This window comes from Pectobacterium peruviense, from assembly GCF_002847345.1.
Taxonomy (GTDB): domain Bacteria; phylum Pseudomonadota; class Gammaproteobacteria; order Enterobacterales; family Enterobacteriaceae; genus Pectobacterium; species Pectobacterium peruviense.
In genome coordinates, this window is sequence record NZ_LXFV01000001.1 from 38,999 (window position 1) to 63,437 (window position 24,439).

Genomic DNA, 24,439 nt, shown 5'->3' on the forward strand with positions numbered 1-24,439 from the left:
CCTTTCCTTGCCGAAGTAAAGAGGCAACTTTATGACAAGCGTCTCGGATTAGCTATAATGCGCCCCAATTTCTTTTTTAATGTTATTTCTTTTTGGTGATAGTGACGACATGAATGCTTTGTTTGCCAGCACGGCGCGGGGACTTGAAGAGTTATTAAAAAGCGAACTCGAATCATTGGGTGCGCAGTCCTGTGCGGTTGTGCAGGGCGGTGTCCATTTTGAGGGTGACAACCGCCTGCTGTACCAGAGCCTGCTGTGGAGCCGTCTGGCGTCGCGCATTCTGCTGCCGCTGAATGAATTCAAGGTACATAGCGATCTGGATTTGTATCTGGGTGTGCAGGCGATTGACTGGTCAACGATCTTTAGCATCGATAAAACCTTTGCCGTGAATTTTACCGGCACCAATGAAGATATCCGCAACAGTCAGTACGGCGCATTAAAAGTCAAAGATGCGATTGTGGATAGCTTCACGCGCAAAACTGGGCAGCGACCGGATGTAGCGAAACAGCAGCCGGATATTCGCGTTAACGTCTTTTTGCAGCGAGATACGGCTAGCGTCGCGTTGGATTTAAGCGGTGATGGCCTGCATCAGCGCGGTTACCGTGACTTAGCCGGACTGGCCCCGCTCAAAGAGAATCTGGCGGCGGCGATTGTTTCACGTTCCGGCTGGCAAAACGGTACGCCAATGGTCGATCCGATGTGTGGTTCCGGTACGTTGCTGATCGAAGCGGCAATGATGGCATCCGATCGCGCACCCGGTTTGCATCGTACACACTGGGGATTTAACGCCTGGTTAAAACATGATGCTGCACTGTGGCATGAACTGACCAGTGAAGCACAGCAGCGTGCTAGTCAAGGTTTACAGGCAACCACGTCGCGTTTCTTCGGATCGGATAATGACCGTCGGGTTATTGAGATCGCGAAAGCTAATGCGCGCGGTGCAGGCGTAGCTGAGCTGATTTCTTTCGGCGTAAAAGATGCAGCACAGTTGCAGAATCCGTTGCCGGAAGGGCCGAAGGGCACAGTCGTCAGTAACCCGCCTTACGGTGAGCGTCTGGAAAGTGAACCTGCTCTGATCGCCTTGCATAATATGCTGGGCCGTAAGATGAAAAGCGATTTTGGCGGCTGGCAGTTATCGCTGTTCAGTGCATCGCCGGAGTTGCTGAGCTGTCTGCAACTGCGTGCAGAACGTCAATTCAAGGCGAAAAACGGCCCGCTGGACTGCGTGCAGAAGAATTATCAACTGGCGGACACGCAGGGTGAATCTGCGGGACAAATCGCGGAAGACTTTGCCAACCGCCTGCGTAAGAACTTGCGCAAGCTGGAAAAATGGGCGAAGCAGCAGGGGATTGAATGCTATCGCATCTATGATGCCGATCTGCCTGAATATAATGTCGCCGTCGATCGCTACGGCAGTTGGGTCGTTGTACAAGAGTATGCACCGCCGAAAACCATCGATGCTCAAAAAGCCCGTCAGCGGCTGTTTGATGTGATTAACGCCACGCTGAGCGTGCTGGAATTGCCGTCGAACCGTCTGGTGCTGAAAACGCGTGAACGCCAGAAAGGCAAAAACCAGTATGAAAAACTGGCGCAGAAAGGCGACTTCCTTCTGATGGAAGAGTTTGGTGCCAAGCTGTGGGTCAACCTGACTGACTACCTCGATACCGGTTTGTTCCTTGACCACCGCATCGCCCGTAAAATGCTGGGTGAGATGAGTCGCGGCAAAGATTTCCTCAACCTGTTTGCTTACACCGGTACGGCGAGTGTTCACGCTGGATTGGGAGGCGCACGTTCAACGACCACTGTCGACATGTCGCGCACCTATCTGGAATGGGCAGAGAAAAACCTGCGGGTGAACGGCCTGACCGGGCGTCAGCATCGTCTGATCCAAGCGGATTGTCTCTCATGGTTACATAACGGCCATGAACAATTTGATGTGATCTTCATCGACCCGCCGACCTTCTCGAATTCAAAACGTATGGAAGAGTCGTTTGATGTTCAGCGCGACCATTTGGCGCTGATGAAAGATCTCAAACGCCTGCTGCGCCGTGGCGGCACCATCATGTTCTCGAACAATAAACGCGGCTTCCAGATGGATGTTGCTGGCCTGACCGCGCTGGGGCTGAATGCCAAAGAAATTACCGCGCAGACCCAATCGCAGGATTTTGCCCGTAATCGTCAAATTCATAACTGCTGGCTGCTGACGCATGCCGGTGAGGAAAAGTAACCGATGTCTTTAATTAGTGTTTCAGGTGCATGGCTGTCGTTTAGCGATGCGCCGCTGTTGGATAACACCGAACTTCATATCGAAGAGAATGAGCGCGTTTGTCTGGTTGGTCGCAACGGTGCGGGTAAATCGACGCTGCTGAAAATTTTGGCCAAAGAAACTCCGCTGGATGATGGTCGCATCACCTATGAACAGGATCTGATTGTCGCGCGTCTGCAACAGGATCCACCGCGTGATGTTGCGGGTAGCGTGTTTGATTTTGTTGCTGAAGGCGTCGCCGCGCAGGCGGATCACCTGAAAAACTATCATGCCATGCTGCGTTTGGTAGAAAGTGATCCCAGCGAAAAGAACCTGAACCAGTTGGCTAAATTGCAGGATATTCTGGAGCATCAGGGGCTGTGGCAACTAGAGAGCCGCATTCACGAAGTACTGGAACAGCTTGGCCTGTCCGCCGATGCGCCACTGGCTTCGCTTTCTGGCGGCTGGTTACGTAAAGCCGCACTCGGCAGAGCGCTGGTGAGTTCACCGCGCGTGCTGCTGCTGGATGAACCGACTAACCATCTGGATATTGAGACGATTGACTGGCTGGAAACCTTCTTGAAAACGTTCCAGGGCAGCATCGTCTTTATCTCCCATGACCGTTCATTTATTCGCAATATGGCCACCCGTATTGTCGACCTCGACCGCGGTAAATTGGTTTCCTGGCCGGGTAACTACGAAAAGTATCTGGAAGGGAAAGAAGAAGCGCTGCGGGTTGAAGATCTGCAAAATGCAGAGTTCGATCGTAAACTGGCGCAGGAAGAAGTATGGATCCGTCAGGGTATCAAAGCCCGTCGTACCCGTAATGAAGGCCGCGTGCGGGCATTGAAGGCAATGCGTCAGGATCGTGCCCAGCGTCGTGAAGTAATGGGTTCGGCGAAAATGCAGGTTGAAGAAGCTGCTCGCTCCGGCAAGATTGTGTTTGAATTGGAAGACGTCAGCTATCAGGTTGACAATAAGGTGCTAACACGCAATTTCTCCGCTCAGGTACAGCGCGGTGACAAGATTGCGCTGGTAGGGCCGAATGGCTGCGGTAAAACCACGCTGCTAAAATTGATGCTGGGTGGACTAGAGCCTATCAGCGGACGTGTGCACTGTGGCACGAAGCTGGAAGTTGCCTATTTCGATCAGCACCGTGCTGAGCTTGATCCAGAACGCACAGTGATGGACAACCTGGCGGAAGGTAAGCAGGAAGTGATGGTCAACGGCCGCTCACGTCATGTGTTGGGCTACTTACAGGACTTCCTGTTCCATCCGAAACGTGCGATGACGCCGGTAAAAGCGTTGTCAGGTGGAGAACGTAACCGTCTGCTGCTGGCACGCTTGTTCCTCAAGCCTAGCAACCTGTTGATTCTTGATGAACCGACCAACGATCTGGACGTGGAAACGCTGGAACTGCTGGAAGAGCTGATCGAAAGCTATCAGGGAACCGTTCTGCTGGTCAGCCACGATCGTCAGTTCGTTGATAACTCGGTTACCGAATGCTGGATCTTTGAAGGCGATGGCAAGATTTCTCGCTTCGTCGGTGGATATTTCGATGCGCAGCAGCAGCGCGCAACGACAACGCCACTGCGAACGACGGCAGGTCCGGCAGTAACTGCGTCAGCGACAACTGCGAGCACCGCACCGTCCGCTAAACGAAGTGTCGGGAAATTAAGTTATAACCTTCAGCGCGAATTAGAGCAGCTACCGCTGCGTATTGAGCAGTTGGAGCAGGAAATTGAGTCACTGCAAGCGCAGATGAATGACGCCAATTTCTTTAGCCGCCCACATGACGAAACGCAGCAGGTATTAGCTGCACTGGCGGAAGCGGAAAGTGCGTTGGAAATCAGCTTTGCCCGCTGGGAAGAGCTGGAAGCACAGAAAAACGGCTAATCTGCGTTGTTTGTGTTATGTCATCAATACGGGAGGTTAACTCCCGTATTGATAGAAGATGTTTTCGGTCAGAAGCTGACGAGTTTGAAGGAGAGGACGCGTGTGTTCCCATCACGATCGGCATGACTGTAATCTTCAACGTGAGCATGGCCATGAACACGAATATGGCCTTGAACATCATAACCATGATGATTATATGCTTTGCCCACAGTGTGACCTGCTGGTGGAATTACCCATGCTGTCACACGGACAGAAGGCAACGTGCCCGCGCTGTAAAACCGCGTTAACTAGCCGCCAGACGGAGCCGCGTAAACGGCCAGTCGGCTACGCGGTAAGTGCACTATGCATGCTATTGCTGGCAAACCTCTTCCCCTTCGTTTCTATGCGCGTAGCGGGTATCACCAGCGAAATTACCCTGATACAGATTCCTAAAGTGATGGTGGCTGAAAACTACGCCAGCGTCGCGACACTGTTTATGCTTTTTGTTCAACTCGTCCCCGCTTTCAGTATGACGATGCTCATTCTGCTTTGCTTGCATGCGTCGCTGCCGTTGGTACTGAAAAAAGGCATGGGCAAGATGTTATTTCATCTTAAAAGTTGGGGCATGGCGGAGATTTTCCTGGCTGGTGTGTTGGTCAGCTTTGTCAAACTCATGGCCTATGGTGACATTGGCATCGGCACCAGCTTTATGCCTTTTATTCTGTTCTGCCTACTACAACTGTTGGCCTTCCAAAGTCTCGATCGCCGCTGGTTGTGGAATGATATTGTGCCGCCCCCTGCATTACCCGCTCCCCCTATTTTGGGGAAGAGTGGGTTATCGCAAGGGCTGCGTTCGTGCTCATGTTGCACCGCTATTCTGCCAGCCAACCAGTTAATATGTCCGCGCTGTCACTCACGCGGGCACGCCCGTAAGAAACATAGCCTGCAATGGACGCTGGCGCTGCTGATCACGTCAGTGATGCTATATATCCCCTCGAATCTGATGCCGATTATGGTAACCGAAGCCTTCGGCGATCGGATGGGATCGACGATCATGTCGGGCGTCATCCTGCTGTGGGGAATGGGATCTTACCCTGTCGCGCTAGTGATTTTTGTTGCCAGCGTGATGGTGCCGACGCTAAAAATGCTGGCGTTAGGCTGGCTGTGCTGGCAGGCCAATAGCAAAACTAAAAAAACAGAAGACAGTGAGCGAATGCACGTCATCTATGAGATGGTTGAGTTTGTTGGGCGATGGTCAATGATTGATGTGTTTGTTATTGCCGTGCTGTCTGCGATGGTGCGTATTGGGCGTTTAATGAGTATTTATCCCGCCGTTGGGGCGGTACTGTTCGCGGCCGTGGTGATTCTGACCATGTTTGCTGCGATGATGTTTGATCCCCGTTTGTTATGGGATCGTCGTGATGATGTTCTTCATAAGGAGCCTTCCGTTGGCGAAAGATAATCATGCCGTTGCGGATGTAGAAACAATTAAACGCTGGTCGCCGGTCTGGATTGTGCCGATTGTCACCGTGCTGATCGGTGCCTGGATACTGTTTTATCATTTCAGCCACCAAGGGCCGCAAATTACGCTGATTACCAGCAACGCCGAAGGCATCGAAGCGGGTAAAACCGCAATCAAAAGCCGCAGCGTCGATGTTGGAGTGGTCGAGAGCGTTGTGCTGAGTGACGATCTTCATCGGGTGGAAATCAAGGCACGCCTGCATGACGGCATGGATAAACTACTCAAGCAGGATTCTGCTTTTTGGGTGGTGAAGCCACAGATTGGACGAGAAGGGATCTCTGGACTGGGTACGTTATTATCCGGTGCCTACATCGAGCTGCAACCTGGGGCGAATAAGGATGAGAAGCGCGAGTTTACCCTGCTCGATGCGCCGCCGCTGGCCTCACCGGATGCGAAAGGCATCAGGGTGATACTCGACAGCGATCAATCCGGGCAGTTGAATGCCGGTGATCCTGTCCTGTTCCGTGGCTATCGCGTAGGGTCGGTGGAAACCAGCGAGTTCGATCCGAAAGCGCGTAAAATGCGCTATCAGCTGTTTATTTCTGCCCCGTATGACGGCCTGGTCACCAGCAATGTTCGTTTCTGGAAAGACAGCGGCGTAGCGTTCGATATGTCGGCACAAGGCATGCGTGTCGAAATGGGCTCGCTGACCACGTTGTTCAGCGGTGGCGTCAGCTTTGATGTCCCGACTGGATGGGAACTGGGTGATGCGGCCAAGGCAATGGCGCAATATCGACTCTTTGATAGCCAGCGCAGCATTCAGGACTCATTGTACACCGAATATAAAGAGTATCTGCTGTTCTTCAGTGAATCGATCCGTGGTTTACAGGCTGGTGCTCCGGTTGAATTCCGTGGTATTCGGCTGGGCACGGTTGCCGAAGCGCCATTTTTCCCCAAAAATATGAAGCAGGAACTGGATGATGATTATCGCATTCCGGTGCTGATTCGTATTGAACCCGATCGCTTCGAGAAGAAGATTGGCGGCTCGTTCGACTTTGAACAGCATTTGAAGCAGGCTCAATCGCTGGGGTTACGCGCCTCGATGAAATCGGCTAACCTCCTGACGGGTGCGCTCTATATCGATCTCGATTTTTATCCAAAAGAAAAAGTGGATAAACAGTTGTTCGTTCTGGATGGCTATCCGATTCTGCCTACCATTGACGGTGGCCTGTCACAGATTCAGCAGAAGCTGATGGCGGTGCTGGATAAAGTGAATAACCTGCCGCTGAACCCGATGGTTAATGAAGCAACGAAGACGCTGGCGGAAAGCCAGGCGACGCTGCGTGAAATGCAAAAAACGCTGGCGACACTGAACAAGCTGACATCCAGCAAAGCGATGCAGGATCTGCCGGAAGATATGCAAAAAACGTTGCTTGAGCTGAATCGGAGCATGAAAGGCTTCCAGCCAGGCTCACCAGCATATAATAAGATGGTGGCGGATATGCAGCGGTTGGATCAGGTCTTGCGGGAACTACAGCCTGTGCTGCGTACCCTGAACGAGAAAAGCAATGCGTTGGTGTTTGAGGCCTCTGGTAGTCAAGATCCTCAGCCGAAGAGGGCAAAATAATGATGAAAGTATGGACGCTAGCTCTGGTGCTGGTATTGAGCGCCTGTAGCAGTAGCAATACGCAGAAAACGTACTATCAGCTACCAACAATAGCGGATACCAGCACGACGCAGACTGCTGTGACTCAGGGGCGTCCGCTATGGGTTGAGCATGTCAGCGTGGCGGATTATCTCGTCAATACGGGGCTGGTCTATCAGACTAACGACGTGCAGTACGTTATTGCTAGTAATAACCTGTGGGCCAGCCCGTTGGATCAGCAATTGCAGCAGGCACTGGTGGCTAATTTAGGGCATAAACTGCTCGGATGGGTCGTGACCACGCAGCCGCAGGGAAGCGAGCAGGCTGTGCTGAACGTTTCTGTTACAGGCTTTCACGGCCGTTATGATGGCAATGTGATCGTCCGTGGAGAATGGATACTGACCTATCAGGGAAAGGTGCTTAAACGCCCCTTCAGCGTGTTGCTACCACAAACGGAAGATGGTTATGACGCGCTGGTAAGAACGTTGGCGCAAGGTTGGCAGCAGGTTTCTCAGTCGATTGCTCAGCAGGCAGGTACGCTTAACTAAGTGTGACCGATGGTGGGCATTACCTGATCGTTGTTTGAAACAACGGTGGCGCTAAAAACCAAGCTTCTAAAGAACAAGCTTCTAAAAATCAGACCTCTAAAGATGTAATGCTGTGATTGCATTGCGTTTTTAGAGGTTTTTTATTGTTTTCAATTGGTTAGATTTTTTCGTTCCTTGACGGGGAAAATTCCTATTTTGGATCACAAATATGACACTGGCGTGAATTTTGCGCCTTGACCTTTGGCGGCAGAATCGGTATTGATAGTCTGTGGTTGCTTATAAAGTAATCATTGTTTTCTTTCCACCAGATTAATAATGAGGGAAATAAGGCATGAAGAGACAGAAACGCGATCGCCTTGAACGGGCTCATTCACGTGGTTATCAAGCTGGTATTGTCGGTAGACCAAAGGAATTTTGTCCTTATCAATCAATTAATGCCCGGTCTTACTGGTTGGGAGGCTGGCGAAAAGCCATGGAGGACAGGGCTGTTACCGCTTAGCGCGCCTTGTCATTAGAGGGAACGCCTCCGCTTTTGCGGAGGCTTTTGTTTTTTAAAGGTGAATGTTTTTAAGGGGCTAAATGCCCTGATTCTGCATCTTCTCTGTTCAATCGACACAGAGCTCAACCGACAGACACGATCAACGAACACGATCGACAAATGTACGCGTCTCGGATGACGATCCGAGGCTTTCTTACTTTTGTAACGTCACTTACGTATTTCTTTCGATTTCGATCATTTATCTCCATTTTATTAGTCGTTATTGCTCGATTTGGTCTTTAAATTGAGCGAATAAGGTAATTGTTCATTATTTATTGTTAAAAAATCTATCATTACTACCTGAATGGTATGGCTCAGGGCGGCAATGTAGTGTAATTTTTTTGTTCGGAATTTTCTGAAAATCAGTTAGCGAGTAGAGAGAAGAATATAGTGAAATTACGAACCAGAATTGCACTGCTATGCGGTACGACCTTGTTAGGGATGCTAATTTTATCTGCGGTGGCGCTGAACACGCTCTATAACACGATGATGAGTGAACGCACTGGCCAGCTTTCTACGCTGGTTGAACTGGCTCATTCGGCGGCGCAGAAAGCGTACGAGTTGGAGAAAAGTGGTCAGTTGTCGCGCGACGAAGCAGAGAAAGAGGCCAAACGGACGATCGGGAGTTTCCATCAGGGCGATCGCTATTTCTTCGTGCGCGGCTACACGAATGATGTGAACTATGTACACCCTAATCCTAAGCGCATTGGCATCGTTGATGCGAATGGCGGTAAAGAAGCTGGAGAACGCTATCGCGCTTCGCTTCAAGGCAATACGATTGGTACCGTGATCGCAGAAGGGACGCGTCCAGGGCAGCAGAATAAGGTTGAGAAGCTCTATGCCGTGATTAAATTCGAGCCTTGGGACTGGACGATTGGCTATGGTGACTACATTGACGATATTCAGCAGACGTTCTGGCACAATGCATTGATCTTGCTGTCTTTAGGATTGGTTCTGCTGTTAATTATTTCCACGTTTGCATGGAATATGTTGCGCACACTGATGCGCCAGCTTGGCGGAGAGCCGCAATACGCCGTTGATGTTGTTCGCGAAATCGCGGAAGGCAATTTACGCGTTGAGGTTGAAACGAAACCGGGCGATCAAACCAGTATTCTTTACGCTATCCGTGCGATGCGCGACAATTTGTCGCATCTGGTTAATCAGGTTCGCAGCAGCACAAATTCTATTGCCACGGCTTCGACGCAGATCGCATCAGGCAACGGCGATTTGTCTGCTCGTACTGAATCGCAGGCCAGCGCATTAGAGCAAACGGCATCGGCAATGGAACAACTGACCGCCACGGTGAAGCAGAATGCCGATAATGCGCGCTATGCAAATGAACTCGCGGTGTCAGCATCAGATGTGGCGGTGCGCGGTGGCAACGTTGTCAGCCGGGTTGTCGTGACGATGGATTCCATCAGTTCATCATCTCGCAAAATTGTAGATATTATCGGCGTCATCGATAGCATAGCTTTCCAGACGAACATCCTGGCGCTGAATGCAGCGGTGGAAGCCGCGCGTGCCGGTGAACAAGGGCGTGGCTTCGCCGTGGTCGCGAGTGAAGTGCGTACGCTGGCGCAGCGCTCGGCATCCGCTGCCAGAGAAATTAAAGGTTTGATTGATGATTCGGTTGCCAAGGTTGGAGAGGGCACGGATTTCGTGAAGCAGGCTGGCGATACGATGAATGAAGTGGTTGAGAGTGTGCATCGCGTAACGTCCATGATGGGCGAGATCAGTATTGCGAGTGCAGAGCAACGCTCCGGTATTGAACAGGTCAATCTCGCGATATCGCAGATGGATCAGAGCACTGAACAGAATGCGGCGTTGGTTGAAGAAGCACTGGCTGCGGCACACTCGCTGAATGAACAGGCACAAGAGTTGTCACGTACCGTTGAACAATTCCGTGTGGACGAATCTGCGGGCAGCTATCTGGCGCTGGGCGCAAGATAAATTCACGTAAGGTGACAGGATTTACGCCTCAATGAACCCTGTCAAGGCTTCTCACCCGTCCCAACACCATAAAAGAAAACGCCCCTGACTTGCGTCAAGGGCGTTTAAATCTCATGCATGTACATGTCGGAGGATTGACTCGCGGCGTCCTGCCGCTCGCCCTGCGGGCCGCCGTTGGCGGTCCAAAACGCCAGTCCTGTCGTTTTGTCGAACCCAGTCAAGGCTTCTCATCCGTCCCAACACCATAAAAGAAAACGCCCTTAACTTGCGTCAAGGGCGTTTTCTTTTATATGGCGGTGAGGAAGGGATTCGAACCCTTGATACGTTTTCACGTATACACACTTTCCAGGCGTGCTCCTTCAGCCTCTCGGACACCTCACCGTGGCCTCGCGGTATGTCATACCAGCGGACGGCGCTAATGTAGGTAAATTGCCGGACAGCGTCAACAAACTTCTGCATTCCATGCGTGCAATTAGCTAAAGTTAACGCAATTTGTTGGTTTGCTCACCGTTTTGCTCTCGCCTTCTTTCATTCCCTGACATTAATCCAAAATGTTATGTTTCATTTGTGTTAATCATGCGTTGTAAATTCGCTCACTGGCTGCGGAATACCCCTGAAAATGGTATGCTGACTTGCAAACATTGACTTAGGAGAACCTATGTATCCCGTCGATTTACATATGCACACCGTTGCCAGTACACATGCTTACAGTACCCTTCATGATTACATCGTCGAAGCGCAGCAGAAGAATATCCGCCTGTTTGCCATTACCGATCATGGCCCAGATATGGCAGATGCGCCGCATTACTGGCATTTTATGAATATGCGAGTTTGGCCGCGTCTGGTTGATGGCGTCGGAATCCTACGCGGTATCGAAGCGAATATTAAAAACATCGAAGGTGATATCGACTGCACCGGACCTATGTTGGATCAGGTCGATGTGATTATTGCGGGCTTTCACGAGCCAGTTTTTCCACCGCAGGATAAAGATACGCACACTGCGGCGATGATCGCGACCATGGCGCGTGGCGATGCACATATCATTAGTCACCCGGGTAACCCGAAGTTTCCCGTTGATATCCGCGCGATTGCGGAAGCAGCGGCGAAATATAATGTTGCGCTGGAGTTGAATAACTCCTCTTTCATGCATTCACGCCAAGGCAGTGAACCAAACTGTCGGGCGATTGCTGAAGCTGTTCGTGACGCGGGTGGTCTACTTTCTTTAGGTTCAGATTCCCATATCGCGTTTTCTCTGGGAGATTTTACCCACTGTGAGCGTATTTTGCAGGAAGTGAATTTCCCGCAAGATCGGATATTAAACGTAAGCCCTCGACGCGTGCTGGATTTCCTCGAACAGCGTGGAATGCCTGCTATCACCGAACTTGCCGACTTGTGACGGTGTCACTTAAAAGCCGTTACTTAAAAACAGTGCCACTTAAAAATAAATAGGGTTATGAATGAACGAGTTTTCTATTGTGTGCCGCCTATTAGGCACGCTGTTTTATCGCCAGCCACAGGATCCTTTGCTGACACCGTTATTTACGCTGATTAAAGACGGGAAACTGGCAGAGCATTGGCCGCTGGAACAAGATGCGTTACTGGCTCGTTTGCAAAAGGGGCTGGATTTACCCGAGATGGCGGTGGATTATCAGGCGCTGTTTGATAGTGCAAGCGGTTCAGTTTCACCGTTGCGTTCGTCTTATGAAAGCGATGCCGATGATGCAGATATTCGTACCTTCCTGCAACAGCGCGGTATGCCGTTAAATGACGGTGCGGTCGGTCATTTTGGTAGTTTGCTGCTTGCGGCGTCATGGCTGGAAGATCAGGCACAAGAAGACGAAACGGCTGCGCAGATTACCCTGTTTGATGAATATCTATTACCGTGGAGCGATCGTTTCCTCGGGAAAGTGGAAAGTCACGCCACTACGGCATTTTATCGCACACTGGCGATAGTGTGCCGCGAAGCGCTGGAGGCCATGCGGGATGAGCTGAGTGAAAGCGAAGAAGATGACGAAGACGAGTCTGAAGCCGAAGAGTAATACGCCAAGCCTACTATGCCGATAGTGAACAAAGCCGATAGCAGACATTGCGTATGCTATCGGCAAGTGAGCGTTAATCAGTAAACAGGATAACAATCTGGCCGGGTTTGATTTCGATGCCTTTTGCCATTTTCTTCGCCATCGATTCCGTCGTGCTCTTATCCGCATTCAACACATAAGCTGGTTTTTGGTCAAAATAGCTTTTCAGTGATTGATTGAGGTAAGGGCTTAGCGTTTTCATTATCGTCTGCATTTTTTCCGGCTGTACGGTGTAATCAACCAGTTCCATGTCCTTCAGGTAAATTGCCCCCTGAGCTTTATCAAATACTGGCTGTGCTTTCAGTGTAAGTTTCATATCCGCAGTCTGGTTTCCCAGCAGGGACGAAATATCGACCTTCGCATTGCCCGCTAGCGTGATTTTACCCGGTTCTGCACGACCAATCTGACTGGATAGCTCGGTCAACACGATATGCGCATCGACTACGCCGGGTACGCCCAGCTGTTTCTGGTAATCATTGTGCTTTTGCAGATACTCATTCACTTCCTGTTCACTGAGCGTGTATTGCGTGAGTTTATTACAGCCGCTGAGTGTAAAAGCGAGTAGCACCGCGGCTACTGCTATCCATCCTGATTTTTTCATTATTTTGACCTCTTAATGCTATTTGTTACGCGCACAATTTATTTATCTGGGCGGTCTATTCATGCGAAAAATAACCATGATTTCGCTTGGGCAGCGTGCGCCCGATGCACAGGGTAAACAATAGGATAGCACTGAAATGGTCGATAACGCCGCTTCAGAACGAAGCGGCGGAGTAAACTGAATGACTAGATTGCTAGACTGCTGAGTAGCGTTACTTGAGTCTGCTTCGCCATGTTATCCCGATAGTCCGCAACGCGGGAAGGCGGCGTAACGCCCGCAACAATAGACAAAGAGCGGAGAAGTGGGAAGAGGTCGATGTCATCTGTTGATAGCACGCCGTTACAGGCATTCGGCTGAACAATCAGCGGATCAAGATCCTGTAAGTCACGGTTCAGTTTCTTAATCAGCCCCTGAGAATGGCTCAGATGATCAGCAAAATTACCGAGCTGAGCTTCTTTCTTGTTAATAAAATATTGTCGGGCAGGCGCGGAGGCAAACTCTTCAAAGGCTGCCTGAGCGAAGCGGGGGATAATCAGACGTGGCGTATATTCGGTAACTTTACGTAGCCAGGCAGCGATTGCTGGATTGGTTGACCCCGTCAGCAGCGGCTTGCGGTCGTAACTATCGATGAAATGAACGATGTCCATGCTTTCTGGCATATAGCTGCCGTCATCTTTTTGCAGAATAGGCACCATCTTTTGGCCGATCAGCCGTTCTGGCGTCGCCGCGTCATCATTCGCCAATATTTGCAATTCGACAGGGATATTTTTCAGACCGAAGATCATGCGCGCTTTAACGCAGTAGGGGCAGTGATCGTAAATGTAGAGCTTCATACGTCGTCTCCTAAATTACAAGGTATAGACAAAGGCCGCGGTGCGGCCACGTGTGTAACCCATCATCAAACAAGATGAATTGAGTGTGCGAGAAGGCTCGCGACGAAACAATTGTTTGAATGTATTAGGAAAGTATAGAAGGGCTTTACCGACGAGATCAAACTCGTCGGTAAAATTCAGACTAATGACCACCCAGCATGGCGGGCTCAATACGGCGTTGGTTGAACTGCCAATACAGCGCGGCTAACGTCAGGAACCCGATAGTGCCGAGCATGAACCACGGCAATTCTGGCTGATTCAATGCGTGTCCAGTATCGAATAACCAGCCGCCGCCGCTGTAGCCAATCGCGCCACCGAGCGCCAGTCCAAGCCGACTAAAGCCCATATAGCTGCCTCTGGCCCTGGAATCGGCCAGCGAAGCGCTCAACGTTTCACGCGCAGGTTCAGCGATAATCGAGCCTATGTAAAACAGACTGATAAGCATCAGCAGCGGCTGAAGCTCTGTCGTCATTCCAATTGGGAACATGCTGACGGACATGATGAAAAGCCCCACCATCAGGCGCTGTTCCAACCGGAAACGCTTCTCGCTCCAGCGGGCGATAGGATAAAGCAGCGTCAGCGACAGCGCCGCTTCAATGGCGTACATCCATTTCACCGCAGACGGTGTTCCGGCGATTTCGTTGACCATAATGGGTAGCATTAACAGAACCTGAACGGCCAACATGTAGTAGCCCGTCAGCGTTAATACATACATCAGGAAACGGCGGTCGCGAATCACGCGCATCAGCCCTTCCTTGATTGGCGTTCTTACCGTTGAAATACGGTAGGCCGGTAGCAGCCAGGCATTTAGCCCTGCTACAAGCACGAAAATAACCGCGCCAACCCAGCAGACAATCTCGAAATCGTACTGAAGCAGCCAACTGCCGAGCAGGGCACCGATAACGGCACCGGCACTGTCTTGCATCATCAGCAGTGAATAGAAACGACCACGTTCTTGTGGGCGGATCAATTTGATCACCAGTGCGGTACGCGGCGGATCGAATAACGTGCCACCCAAACCGGACAAGGCACAGGACAGCCAGAGCAGCCAAGGTTCGTCGGCAATCGCCATGAACACAAAACCGGAGGCACGCAGCAGCATCCCAGTGATAATCATCGGTTTGGCACCAAAGCGGTCAGCGATGGCTCCGCCAAAAATACCCAGACCTTGCTGAATAAATTGACGCAATCCCAATGCGATACCGACTAATAATGCGGCCCAGCCGAGTTGATCGACAAAACGAATGGAAATAAGGGGGAAAACAACGAAGAACCCTAAAACCACCAGCATATTATCGAGTAATAAAAAATATTTACCCAAGCTCCGAGCTTGCGACATCAGAGGCATGTTTCACCACAACGAAGAAAGGAGGAAAATAACAGACGTGACTATTTTGTACTCTAATTCGACTTTGGTATAGCCTATTGTTGGATAATATTTTTTTATCGATTTTACGTCGTTCGAGTAGCATTTCAGCGAGAAAAAATGGCTTTCCTGATTCAACTGCGCAATAACTCGGCGACGAGGATTTTACGTCCATGAATTTATGTGGTTATAGTAAGGATTATCGGAAATACCGATATTTTCTGCTTATGTGAAATAGTCACTTTTTCAGCGCCGATGAATTTTACTTATCGATAACATGGAGAGTAGGGGGAAAAATGTTTGGCTATCGTTCAACGCCGGCAAGAGTGCAATTGACAACCGATAGGCTGGTGGTACGTCTGGCCCATGAACATGATGCATGGCGTCTGGCTGAATACTATTCTGAAAACCGTGATTTTCTTAAGCCGTGGGAACCCGTGAGAGACGCCAGCCATTGCTATCCATCAGGCTGGCAGGCGCGACTTAGCGTGATTAACGAAATGCATAAACAGGGTAGCGCTTATTACTTCCTCCTGTTGGATCCGAATGAAAACGAAGTATGTGGCGTAGCGAATTTCAGCAACGTGCTGCGGGGATCGTTCCACGCCTGCTATCTGGGTTACTCTCTCGGCCAGAAATGGCAGGGGCAGGGGCTGATGTACGAAGCCTTGCAGTCGGCTTTGCATTATATGCAACGTCAGCAGCATATGCATCGCATCATGGCTAACTATATGCCGCATAACCAGCGCAGTGGGAACCTACTAACGCGTTTGGGGTTTGAACGTGAAGGCTATGCGAAGGATTATCTGCTTATTGATGGTAAATGGCAGGATCATGTATTAACCGCGCTGACCAACGCCGAGTGGAAGTCTCCGCGTTAAGGAAAAATGATGAAATACCAATTGGATGCTCGTGAAGCCCGCGTGATCGGATGCATGTTGGAAAAGCAGATTACTACGCCGGATCAATACCCGATGTCGTTAAACGGCATTACCACGGCTTGCAACCAGAAAACCAATCGTGAACCAGTGATGGAACTGAGCGAAAGTGAGGTACAGCAAACGCTGGATTTGCTCGTGAAGAAGCATTTCCTACGCACGCTCAGCGGCTTTGGTAATCGTGTTGTGAAGTACGAACATCGTTTTTGCAATTCGGAATTTGGCGATCTGAAACTCTCTCCCGCGGAAGTGGCTCTGGTGACGACACTTCTCCTGCGCGGCCCACAGACTCCGGGTGAATTGCGTACGCGCGCCGCTCGCTTGTATGAGTTTTCAGATGTTGGCGAAGCCGAATCTACACTTGAACAACTGCAACAGCGTGACGATGGCCCGTTTGTTGTACGGCTCGCGCGGGAAGCGGGAAAACGTGAAAGTCGCTACCGGCACCTTTTCAGCGGTGACGCGAGCGATGCTGCGGCTCCTGAAGAGGAAAGCGTGAGCGACAATTCGCCTCCGTTGGTCGAGCGAGTTGAGGCGTTAGAGAAAGAGGTCGCTGAACTCAAACGTCAGCTTGCCGCACTGTTAGCGTAATAGAATTTGTATCAGGGAGAAAATCAGCCATGAAACCTCAGTTTTCATCTGCGGAAAACGTTGCAGAACCTACCGCGTCCATCCAACGTCCCCGTATCGGTGTCGTCGGATTAGGATCTATTGCGCAGAAAGCCTATTTGCCTATTCTTAGTCAGGCTGAACGTTGGGAACTGGTTGGTGCATTTTCTCCCGATCGACAAAAAACGCAGCGGATTTGCCAGCACTATCGGATGACGGGTTTCTCTGCATTGGATGATATGGCAGCACATTGCGATGCAGTCTTTGTCCATAGCAGTACCGCCAGCCATTTCTCCGTGGTAAAGCAACTGCTTGAGGCGGGTGTCGATGTCTATGTGGATAAACCGCTGGCAGACATGCTGGAGCAAGCGGAAGCGCTGGTTGACTTGGCAGAGCAACAACAAAAAATTCTCATGGTCGGCTTTAACCGTCGGTTTGCCCCCTGTTATCAGCAGCTAAAACAGCGGTTGGATCAACCCGCATCCTTGCGTATGGATAAGCATCGTATTAATGGCGTCGGGCCGCACGATGTGCGTTTTACCTTATTGGACGACTATCTGCACGTGGTGGACACCGCCCTCTGGCTGGCAGGAGGTGATGCCGAATTGGTTAATGGTGTTTTGCATACAAATGCGGACTGCCAACTGCTGTATGCCGAGCATCATTTCCAGAGTGGAAACTGTCAGGTAACAACCAGCATGCATCGTCAGGCTGGGAGCCAACGAGAGTGGGTTCAGGCTGTTACCAACGGTGGGCTATATCAGGTGGATGAGATGCGTGAATGGCGTGAAGATCGTGAAGGAGTGACGCTTCACCCAGCCGTGCCATCTTGGCAAACTACGCTAGAACAGCGTGGATTTGTCGGTGCGGTGCATCATTTCATGGCGGCAGTTGAACAACGGAAACCAGCGGAAACATCAGGTAACCAGGCGTTGCTGTCGCAGCGTATGATTGAAAAATTACTGGGAAAAAGCTGAAAAATTCAGCGGTTATGGCAATGTTCGGTAGCTATTACACGCGCAATGCGTAGACTAGTCGCACCTCGCAATCAGGATGACCCCAACGGGTTAATAATCACGCCTGAACCGTTCAGAACATAATCGGATGAATTTACTTAAATCACTGGCTGCCGTCAGTTCCATGACCATGTTATCGCGCGTTTTAGGGTTTGTGCGTGATGCTATCGTCGCACGTATTTTTGGTGCAGGTATGGCGACGGATGCTTTTTTTGTCGCGTTCAAACTGCCCAACCTGCTTCGGCGTATTTTTGCGGAAGGCGCATTCTCACAGGCGTTCGTGCCTATTCTGGCCGAATACAAAAGCCAGCAAGGCGAGGAGGCCACGCGAACGTTCCTCGCTTATGTCTCCGGTATGTTGACGCTGATACTGGCGTTAGTCACTGTGGCGGGTATGGTCGCCGCGCCTTGGGTCATTATGGTCACCGCTCCCGGTTTTGCTGCGACGCCGGAGCGTTTTGAGCTGACCTCAAATCTATTACGCGTCACGTTTCCCTATATCCTGCTGATCTCACTGACTTCCATGGTGGGTTCGGTGCTCAACACCTGGAACCGTTTCTCGGTGCCAGCCTTTGCACCGACGCTACTTAACGTCAGCATGATTGGCTTTTCGCTGTTTGCCGCACCGTATTTTAATCCTCCCGTGATGGCGCTGGCCTGGGCGGTATTGGTGGGTGGTTTACTGCAACTCGGCTATCAGCTACCGCATTTGAAAAAGATTGGCATGCTGGTCTTGCCACGCCTGAAATGGCGTGACCCGAGCGTCTGGCGGGTTATGAAGCTGATGGGGCCTGCGGTTTTAGGCGTGTCGGTGAGCCAGATTTCGTTGATCATCAACACCATTTTCGCCTCCTTCCTCAGCGAAGGGGCTGTGTCATGGATGTACTACGCCGATCGCCTGATGGAATTTCCTTCCGGTGTGTTGGGGGTGGCGTTAGGGACGATCTTACTTCCGTCGCTGGCGAAAAGTTTTGCCAGTGGCAATCACGATGAATATTCCCGCCTGATGGATTGGGGGCTTCGCCTCTGTTTCCTGCTGGCGCTACCGAGCGCGGTAGCATTAGGCATTTTAGCCAAGCCCTTAACCGTGTCGCTGTTCCAATACGGTAAATTTAGCGCCTTTGACGCGCTGATGACCCAACGCGCGCTGGTGGCCTACTCAGTTGGGCTGATGGGATTGATTGTCGTCAAAGTGTTAGTGCCTGGCTTCTATTCCCGGCAGGATATCAAGACGCCGGTAAAAATAGCGATAGTGACGCTGATTCTGACGCAAGTTATGAACCTGATCTTTATCGGCCCATTGCAACACGCGGGTCTGGCGTTGTCCATCGGTCTGGCCTCCTGCCTGAATGCCGCGCTGCTGTATTGGCAACTGCGTAAGCAGGATATTTTCCAACCACTGCCTGGTTGGAAGGGATTTTTGATTCGTCTATTGGCCGCCGTTATCGTGATGTCGCTGGTTTTACTGGGCATGCTGTGGTGGATGCCAGCATGGGATGACGGCAATATGACAATACGAATCCTGCGTTTGCTGCTGGTCGTCGTCGTGGGCGCTGGCTCCTATTTTGCCACGCTGGCACTGTTGGGATTCCGTCCCCGAGATTTCGCCCGCCGCAGCGTGTAGCAACATTGTTGAATAAAAAAACGTCTGGAACGTTTTTCAACGTTGCGTAGCAACGGCTCGTAGGGTGACGGACAAGGATGTCCGTCATAAAAAAACGCCATTGGTGCTGCCACCGATGGCGTTTCTGTTTTACGTTGATGGATACGTTTTTAGTCGATGGAGAATTACATCTTATCGACGGTTTCGATACCCAGTGTATCCAGCCCCTGCTTCAACGTTTTCGCCGTGAGCAGCGCTAGTCTTAGACGGCTCTGACGCATATCATCATTTTCGGCATTCAGTATTGGACAGTGCTCGTAGAAACCAGAGAACAGGCCAGCCAGATCGTACAGGTAGCTACACATCACATGCGGCGTGCCTTCGCGGGCGACGGAGGTGATGGTTTCTTCAAATTGCAGCAGGCGCGTGGCAAGCGCAAATTCGCGCTCATCACCCAGCGTAATCGGCTGCGTTAAGGTGTCTTCCTGTATTCCCGCACGCTTGAAAATGGACGCGACGCGCGTATAGGCATATTGCATATACGGCGCAGTGTTGCCTTCAAACGCCAGCATGTTATCCCAATCAAAAATGTAGTCTGTGGTACGGCTCTTCGACAGGTCTGCGTATTTAATCGCACCGATAGAAACCACTTTTGCTAACGTTGCCAACTCGTCGCTTTCCATCTGTGGATTTTTTTCCGCGATGAGTTTCAGTGCACGATCGTAGGCTTCATCCAATAGTTCAGACAGCTTGATCGTTCCGCCTGCACGTGTTTTGAATGGTTTACCGTCTTTGCCCAGCATCATGCCGAACATGTGGTGTTCCAGGCTGACAGAATCCGGCACGTAACCCGCTTTGCGCACGATGGTCCAAGCCTGCATCAAATGCTGATGCTGACGAGAGTCGATGTAGTAAAGCACGCGATCGGCATTCAGGGTTTCATAACGATATTTGGCGCAGGCGATATCCGTTGTGGTGTAGAGGTAGCCACCATCCTTTTTCTGGATGATGACGCCCATCGGTTCGCCTTCCTTGTTTTTATACTCATCAAGGAAAACGACCGTAGCCCCTTCGCTTTCAACGGCCAGACCTTTTGCTTTCAGATCGGCAACGATGTTCGGCAGCATGCTGTTATACAGGCTTTCACCCATCACATCCTGTTTGGTCAGCGTGACATTAAGGCGTTCATAGTTGATCTGGTTCTGCGTCATGGTGATATCGACGAGCTTGCGCCACATCTGACGGCAATATTCATCGCCACCCTGTAATTTCACCACGTAACCGCGTGCGCGCTCAGCGAAATCGGCATCTTCGTCGTAGTGTTTCTTTGCTTCACGATAAAACGCTTCAAGATCGGACAGGTCCATCTCGTTGGCGTTTTCATTTTGCATTTTTTCAAGGTAAGCAATCAGCATGCCGAACTGCGTACCCCAATCGCCAACGTGGTTAGCGCGGATGATGTTGTGGCCTAAAAACTCCAGCGTACGGGCTGCGGCATCACCAATAATGGTTGAACGCAGGTGGCCGACGTGCATTTCCTTTGCGACGTTAGGGGCGGAGTAGTCAATCACGATCGTTTGTGGTTCAACCGGTGTTAAACCCAGTTTTGGTGCATTCAGGGCATTCTCAACCTGGCTCGCAACCCACTGCTTATCGAGAAAAATATTAATGAATCCCGGGCCTGCGATTTCTGTTTTTTCCGCAATGCCTTCCAGCGCTAAAAGTTGGACGACATTTTCAGCCAATTGTCGCGGTGGCATGCCCAGTTTTTTCGCCACGGCCATGACGCCATTAGCCTGATAATCACCAAACTGTGCTTTTGCCGACTGACGAACCTGAGCTTCGCTGTCTGCTGGCGCGCCCGCGGCGGTTAACGCCTGGCTGACTTTTTCGGAGAGAAGAGCCTGAATATTCACCGGTTTACCTTAAATAAAAAATTAAGCCTTGCTTATACCATATTTGCCTTTCCTCGTCAGCAGACGGGGGGAGGCAAAAGGATATTCAGGCGAAAAAATACCCGCAGGACGGGAGATAAAAAAGGCGTTGTGATATGAAAAAAATGGATAAGGGGGGCATGGCAAAGAATAAAAGTAGTTTTAGGTAGAATAAAAATAAATCAAATCGCGATCTTAACGTTTTCTTGACCGACTATTTACACCAATCTTATGCGAGTCTCTGGTTTTAAAATGACGAAAAATAGCGTATGCCGCAATAGCGATAAGCGCGATGGATATAATGAGTAAAACCATGATGATATCTCTGCGTTATTATTTGTTTTCTTAATTTATACGTTTTTTTTTCGGCGTTCAATGGGGCAGATCTTATTTAAGATTCATCCCAGAATAGATTGCGAGAAGTATCGCAGATTAACATCGGGTAAAAAGCGTTTCCGTTTATTAATCAAACAGCATGCTTACCTTTTCTTTGCATTTGATGCGTTTCACGTAACGAAGGTGTAAATAAATGTGCATGGAGAAAAGTAGAATTTAATTAGAATGTACTATGGCTATGATATTCTCACTATCGAAAATGGTTATTGATAATGTGATATGCCGCGAGGAGTTTTACCCGATATGTTACCCAATGATTTGATAATGGATTTAGCGCGTTTTGAGCGAGACTTACAGGAATTAGCGGGTGTGCTACAGCTGGATTTGGGCGCGTTTCATGCTGACCATATCTCGCTGCGTTGTCATCAGAACACGACGGCTGAATCATGGAAAGCGGCGTTGCTGAAGGCTGGCAGCTTGCTGTCTGAAAACCAAATCAATGACCGTCCAATCTGTCTGTTTATACTGGATAATGCAATATCTGTCGGCCCCTGGCAGATTGATTGTATCGAATTACCGTGGCCGGGGAAAAAGCATTATCCCCATGAGGGATGGGAGCATGTGGAACTGGTGCTTTCCGGTGATACGGAAACACTGCACCAGCGTGCTTTGACCTGCTTGTCTGATGATGCACTACGTACGCCGGGCATCAAGCTTAAATTTAGTTCTCCGCAAGGCGAAAAAGAACGAATTCCTAATCCGACGTTAGCGGTGACCAATGGAAAAGTGACAATAAAATTTCATCCATTTGATATTCGAGATGTTGTCGCGAGCGAAATGCCGTCGTTATGAAAATAGCTGAGTGTGTAAAGTAATCAGAAGGGTGTCATTGGCTAAACGGTAAAATGGCGTATCACGTTATTCATGCCATTTTCTTTTGCGGTAGAACAGATTAATAAAACTGTGGTTTATGTCATGTTTATTTCGGCAGTGTATCGCGTTCGTTGTGACTCCCGTCTCCTCACGATATGAATGCGAATGCCATAGTTATTACTTTAGTCGACGTGATGATTCGTCGATTTTTTGATAATTAAGAAAAGTAGTCTGGGAGTTTATATGGAGGAGCGGCGATGACGAAACTGGAAGTATGCTGTTATAGCGTTGATTGTGCGATAACGGCAGCGCAGTCTGGGGCTGACAGGATTGAACTCTGTGCAGGACAGCGAGAGGGGGGGTTAACGCCATCCTACGGTGCGCTGCGCGGTGCGCGTGAAAAGGTCGCGATTCCTGTTCACCCGATTGTGCGTCCGCGAGGGGGTGATTTTTGCTACAGTGCGGCGGAGTTTGCTGCCATCAAATACGATATTGAGCAGATTCGTGAGATGGGGTTTCCCGGTGTTGTTGTCGGTGTGCTGAATGAGGAAGGGCACATTGATTTGCCCAAAATGCGCGAAATCATGGTGGTGGCTCAAGGAATGGCGGTGACCTTTCATCGCGCGTTTGATATGTGCCTGAACCCTTACATTGCGCTGGGACAACTCACCGACCTTGGCGTATCGCGCATATTAACCTCTGGGCAACAGCAGACGGCGGAGAATGGGTTACGGTTATTACGTGAACTAACACAGGCGAGTCGCGGTCCAATTATTATGGCAGGTTCTGGCGTACGATTGACTAACGTGCACAAATTTCAGCAAGCCGGTATCCGAGAGCTGCATAGTTCAGCAGGCCAGTGGACGTCATCCCCTATGCGTTATCGCAAAATCGGCGTGTCGATGTGTGCAGATACGGAATTAGATGAATTTAGCCAGTATTGCGTGGATGGTGATGTGGTGGAAGCAATGAAACGGGCGGTCAGCCCGGATCGTGAAATGCAGTACGTATCGTAATGTAAGGTGTTTCATGGTGTAGCGGTTGATAGACTGGATTGCTATAGACACCACATCGTCATTCTTCAGTTTTGCCGCGCTGCATACCGCTAGGTCTGCATGGCAAGTACCAAGCCCCAGCGTGTTGCTGGGGCTTTTTTTGGCTTATGGTTATTTCCTTCCTCCTTTACTTCCATGCTGAAGGTGAACTTCCAAACCATGATGTATGAGGTAGCGCATCGGTCAAACCGCTGACCGACGTCCGGTGCTTAATATATCTATAATTAATATTGTACTGATCATTCAATTATGATCTATGATGCTGACCTGAATAATAAACAGTCAGACATATAACGAAGGCATGTAATGCGATGAGTGGAAGACCTCGGGAATTCGATGATGATGCTGTCATAGAGGCTGCGATGGACGTGTTCTGGTCGAACGGCTACGAGGCGACATCGGCACAGGAACTGGTCGAGCGTACGGGGCTGGGGCGTGGCAGCCTCTATAACGCTTTTGGCAGCAAGCAGAAGCTTTACCATGAAGCGCTGATTCGCTATCAAGAGCTTGGTATTCAGGCTCAGTCGCAGATCCTCAACGGTTCTGGCACTCTCAAAGAGAGACTGCGAGCGCTGATGGTGTGGGGCATCGAAGGCGATCTCGATCCGGTCAAGTGCCGAGGCTGCATGGGAGTATTTGCTGCGTTAGAGCGTTCGGGTAAAGATCCGGTCGTCGTGCAGATCGGTAGAGTCTATGTAAACCGACTGGAACAGGTGTTATGCCACCTATTTGCAGTCGGGCAGCGCAACGGAGATGTATCTTCAGCTCAACCGGCATTACTGTTGGCGCGAGCTTTTCTGAGCAGCTATTACGGTTTGCGCGTACTGGGGCGGGCGGTGCCAGATCGCACATTCCTTGACGATGTGATGGAGGGTATTTTGGCCCAACTTTAAGT

General features: G+C 50.3%; 20 protein-coding genes and 1 tRNA gene. 16 read left to right on the plus strand and 5 right to left on the minus strand.

Translation table 11 applies throughout. The annotated features are described in order from the left end of the window. The first annotated feature begins 109 nt into the window (after positions 1 to 109). The 7 genes from rlmKL (at position 110) to A0G03_RS00190 (ending at position 10,263) form a co-directional block, all read left to right on the plus strand. Positions 110 to 2,227, plus strand: coding sequence for a bifunctional 23S rRNA (guanine(2069)-N(7))-methyltransferase RlmK/23S rRNA (guanine(2445)-N(2))-methyltransferase RlmL (gene rlmKL, locus A0G03_RS00155; RefSeq protein WP_048260612.1), 2,118 nt, complete (start codon positions 110 to 112; stop codon positions 2,225 to 2,227). Between the two features lie 3 nt (positions 2,228 to 2,230). Further along, a complete protein-coding gene (locus A0G03_RS00160) occupies positions 2,231 to 4,141 on the plus strand; it encodes an ABC transporter ATP-binding protein (protein ID WP_048260494.1) in 1,911 nt (636 codons plus the stop codon). 100 nt (positions 4,142 to 4,241) lie between these two features. Beyond that, a complete protein-coding gene (gene pqiA, locus A0G03_RS00165) occupies positions 4,242 to 5,582 on the plus strand; it encodes a membrane integrity-associated transporter subunit PqiA (RefSeq protein ID WP_072062036.1) in 1,341 nt (446 codons plus the stop codon). Further along, positions 5,542 to 7,209, plus strand: a complete 1,668-nt coding sequence (pqiB, locus tag A0G03_RS00170; protein WP_397241005.1) for an intermembrane transport protein PqiB — start codon at positions 5,542 to 5,544, stop codon at positions 7,207 to 7,209. The genes pqiA and pqiB overlap by 41 nt, the downstream gene beginning before the upstream one ends. Next, a complete protein-coding gene (gene pqiC, locus A0G03_RS00175; protein WP_048260492.1) occupies positions 7,209 to 7,775 on the plus strand; it encodes a membrane integrity-associated transporter subunit PqiC in 567 nt (188 codons plus the stop codon). The genes pqiB and pqiC overlap by 1 nt, the downstream gene beginning before the upstream one ends. 331 nt (positions 7,776 to 8,106) lie before the next feature. Then, positions 8,107 to 8,274, plus strand: a complete 168-nt coding sequence (gene rmf / locus A0G03_RS00185) for a ribosome modulation factor (RefSeq protein WP_010276992.1) — start codon at positions 8,107 to 8,109, stop codon at positions 8,272 to 8,274. A 429-nt stretch (positions 8,275 to 8,703) separates the two neighbouring features. Further along, a complete protein-coding gene (locus A0G03_RS00190; protein WP_048260490.1) occupies positions 8,704 to 10,263 on the plus strand; it encodes a methyl-accepting chemotaxis protein in 1,560 nt (519 codons plus the stop codon). Positions 10,264 to 10,554: 291 nt separating this feature from the next. Here the strand turns inward: A0G03_RS00190 and A0G03_RS00195 are convergent. Then, positions 10,555 to 10,644 (minus strand) — tRNA-Ser (locus A0G03_RS00195). A gap of 277 nt (positions 10,645 to 10,921) precedes the next feature. Between A0G03_RS00195 and A0G03_RS00200 the strand changes: the two genes are divergently transcribed. Then, positions 10,922 to 11,659: a phosphatase gene (locus tag A0G03_RS00200; protein WP_048260488.1), complete on the plus strand. Its 738-nt coding sequence runs from the start codon at positions 10,922 to 10,924 to the stop codon at positions 11,657 to 11,659. A 61-nt stretch (positions 11,660 to 11,720) separates the two neighbouring features. Beyond that, complete coding sequence (locus tag A0G03_RS00205) at positions 11,721 to 12,302, plus strand: TorD/DmsD family molecular chaperone (RefSeq protein WP_048260486.1); 582 nt, start codon at positions 11,721 to 11,723, stop codon at positions 12,300 to 12,302. A gap of 73 nt (positions 12,303 to 12,375) precedes the next feature. Here A0G03_RS00205 and A0G03_RS00210 read toward each other — a convergent pair whose 3' ends face one another. The 3 genes from A0G03_RS00210 to mdtH all read right to left on the minus strand — a co-directional run bounded on the left by A0G03_RS00210 (position 12,376) and on the right by mdtH (position 15,162). Continuing rightward, complete coding sequence (locus A0G03_RS00210; protein ID WP_048260484.1) at positions 12,376 to 12,942, minus strand: lipoprotein; 567 nt, start codon at positions 12,940 to 12,942, stop codon at positions 12,376 to 12,378. Between the two features lie 185 nt (positions 12,943 to 13,127). After that, complete coding sequence (grxB, locus tag A0G03_RS00215) at positions 13,128 to 13,775, minus strand: glutaredoxin 2 (protein ID WP_048260482.1); 648 nt, start codon at positions 13,773 to 13,775, stop codon at positions 13,128 to 13,130. A gap of 181 nt (positions 13,776 to 13,956) precedes the next feature. Then, entirely contained in the window at positions 13,957 to 15,162 is a 1,206-nt protein-coding gene (mdtH, locus tag A0G03_RS00220) for a multidrug efflux MFS transporter MdtH (RefSeq protein ID WP_048260479.1), read from the minus strand. A gap of 314 nt (positions 15,163 to 15,476) precedes the next feature. Between mdtH and rimJ the strand changes: the two genes are divergently transcribed. The 4 genes from rimJ (at position 15,477) to murJ (ending at position 19,367) form a co-directional block, all read left to right on the plus strand. Continuing rightward, entirely contained in the window at positions 15,477 to 16,061 is a 585-nt protein-coding gene (rimJ, locus tag A0G03_RS00225; RefSeq protein ID WP_048260477.1) for a ribosomal protein S5-alanine N-acetyltransferase, read from the plus strand. Between the two features lie 9 nt (positions 16,062 to 16,070). Beyond that, positions 16,071 to 16,709, plus strand: coding sequence for a YceH family protein (locus tag A0G03_RS00230; protein WP_048260475.1), 639 nt, complete (start codon positions 16,071 to 16,073; stop codon positions 16,707 to 16,709). Positions 16,710 to 16,738: 29 nt separating this feature from the next. Then, positions 16,739 to 17,704 carry a Gfo/Idh/MocA family protein gene (locus tag A0G03_RS00235; protein WP_048260473.1) on the plus strand — a complete coding sequence of 322 codons (966 nt, stop codon included), beginning with the start codon at positions 16,739 to 16,741 and terminating at the stop codon, positions 17,702 to 17,704. A gap of 127 nt (positions 17,705 to 17,831) precedes the next feature. Continuing rightward, positions 17,832 to 19,367, plus strand: coding sequence for a murein biosynthesis integral membrane protein MurJ (murJ, locus tag A0G03_RS00240; protein WP_048260470.1), 1,536 nt, complete (start codon positions 17,832 to 17,834; stop codon positions 19,365 to 19,367). Positions 19,368 to 19,531: 164 nt separating this feature from the next. On the opposite strand, the gene argS is transcribed toward murJ, so the two are convergent. Continuing rightward, complete coding sequence (argS, locus tag A0G03_RS00245; RefSeq protein ID WP_048260468.1) at positions 19,532 to 21,262, minus strand: arginine--tRNA ligase; 1,731 nt, start codon at positions 21,260 to 21,262, stop codon at positions 19,532 to 19,534. Between the two features lie 657 nt (positions 21,263 to 21,919). Between argS and A0G03_RS00250 the strand changes: the two genes are divergently transcribed. The 3 genes from A0G03_RS00250 (at position 21,920) to A0G03_RS00260 (ending at position 24,437) form a co-directional block, all read left to right on the plus strand. Continuing rightward, positions 21,920 to 22,468, plus strand: a complete 549-nt coding sequence (locus A0G03_RS00250) for a VOC family protein (RefSeq protein WP_048260466.1) — start codon at positions 21,920 to 21,922, stop codon at positions 22,466 to 22,468. A 278-nt stretch (positions 22,469 to 22,746) separates the two neighbouring features. Next, on the plus strand, positions 22,747 to 23,505 hold the full coding sequence (gene cutC, locus A0G03_RS00255; protein ID WP_048260463.1) for a copper homeostasis protein CutC: 759 nt from the start codon (positions 22,747 to 22,749) through the stop codon (positions 23,503 to 23,505). 350 nt (positions 23,506 to 23,855) lie between these two features. Further along, positions 23,856 to 24,437: a TetR/AcrR family transcriptional regulator gene (locus A0G03_RS00260; protein ID WP_048260461.1), complete on the plus strand. Its 582-nt coding sequence runs from the start codon at positions 23,856 to 23,858 to the stop codon at positions 24,435 to 24,437. The last annotated feature ends 2 nt before the right edge of the window (positions 24,438 to 24,439 follow it).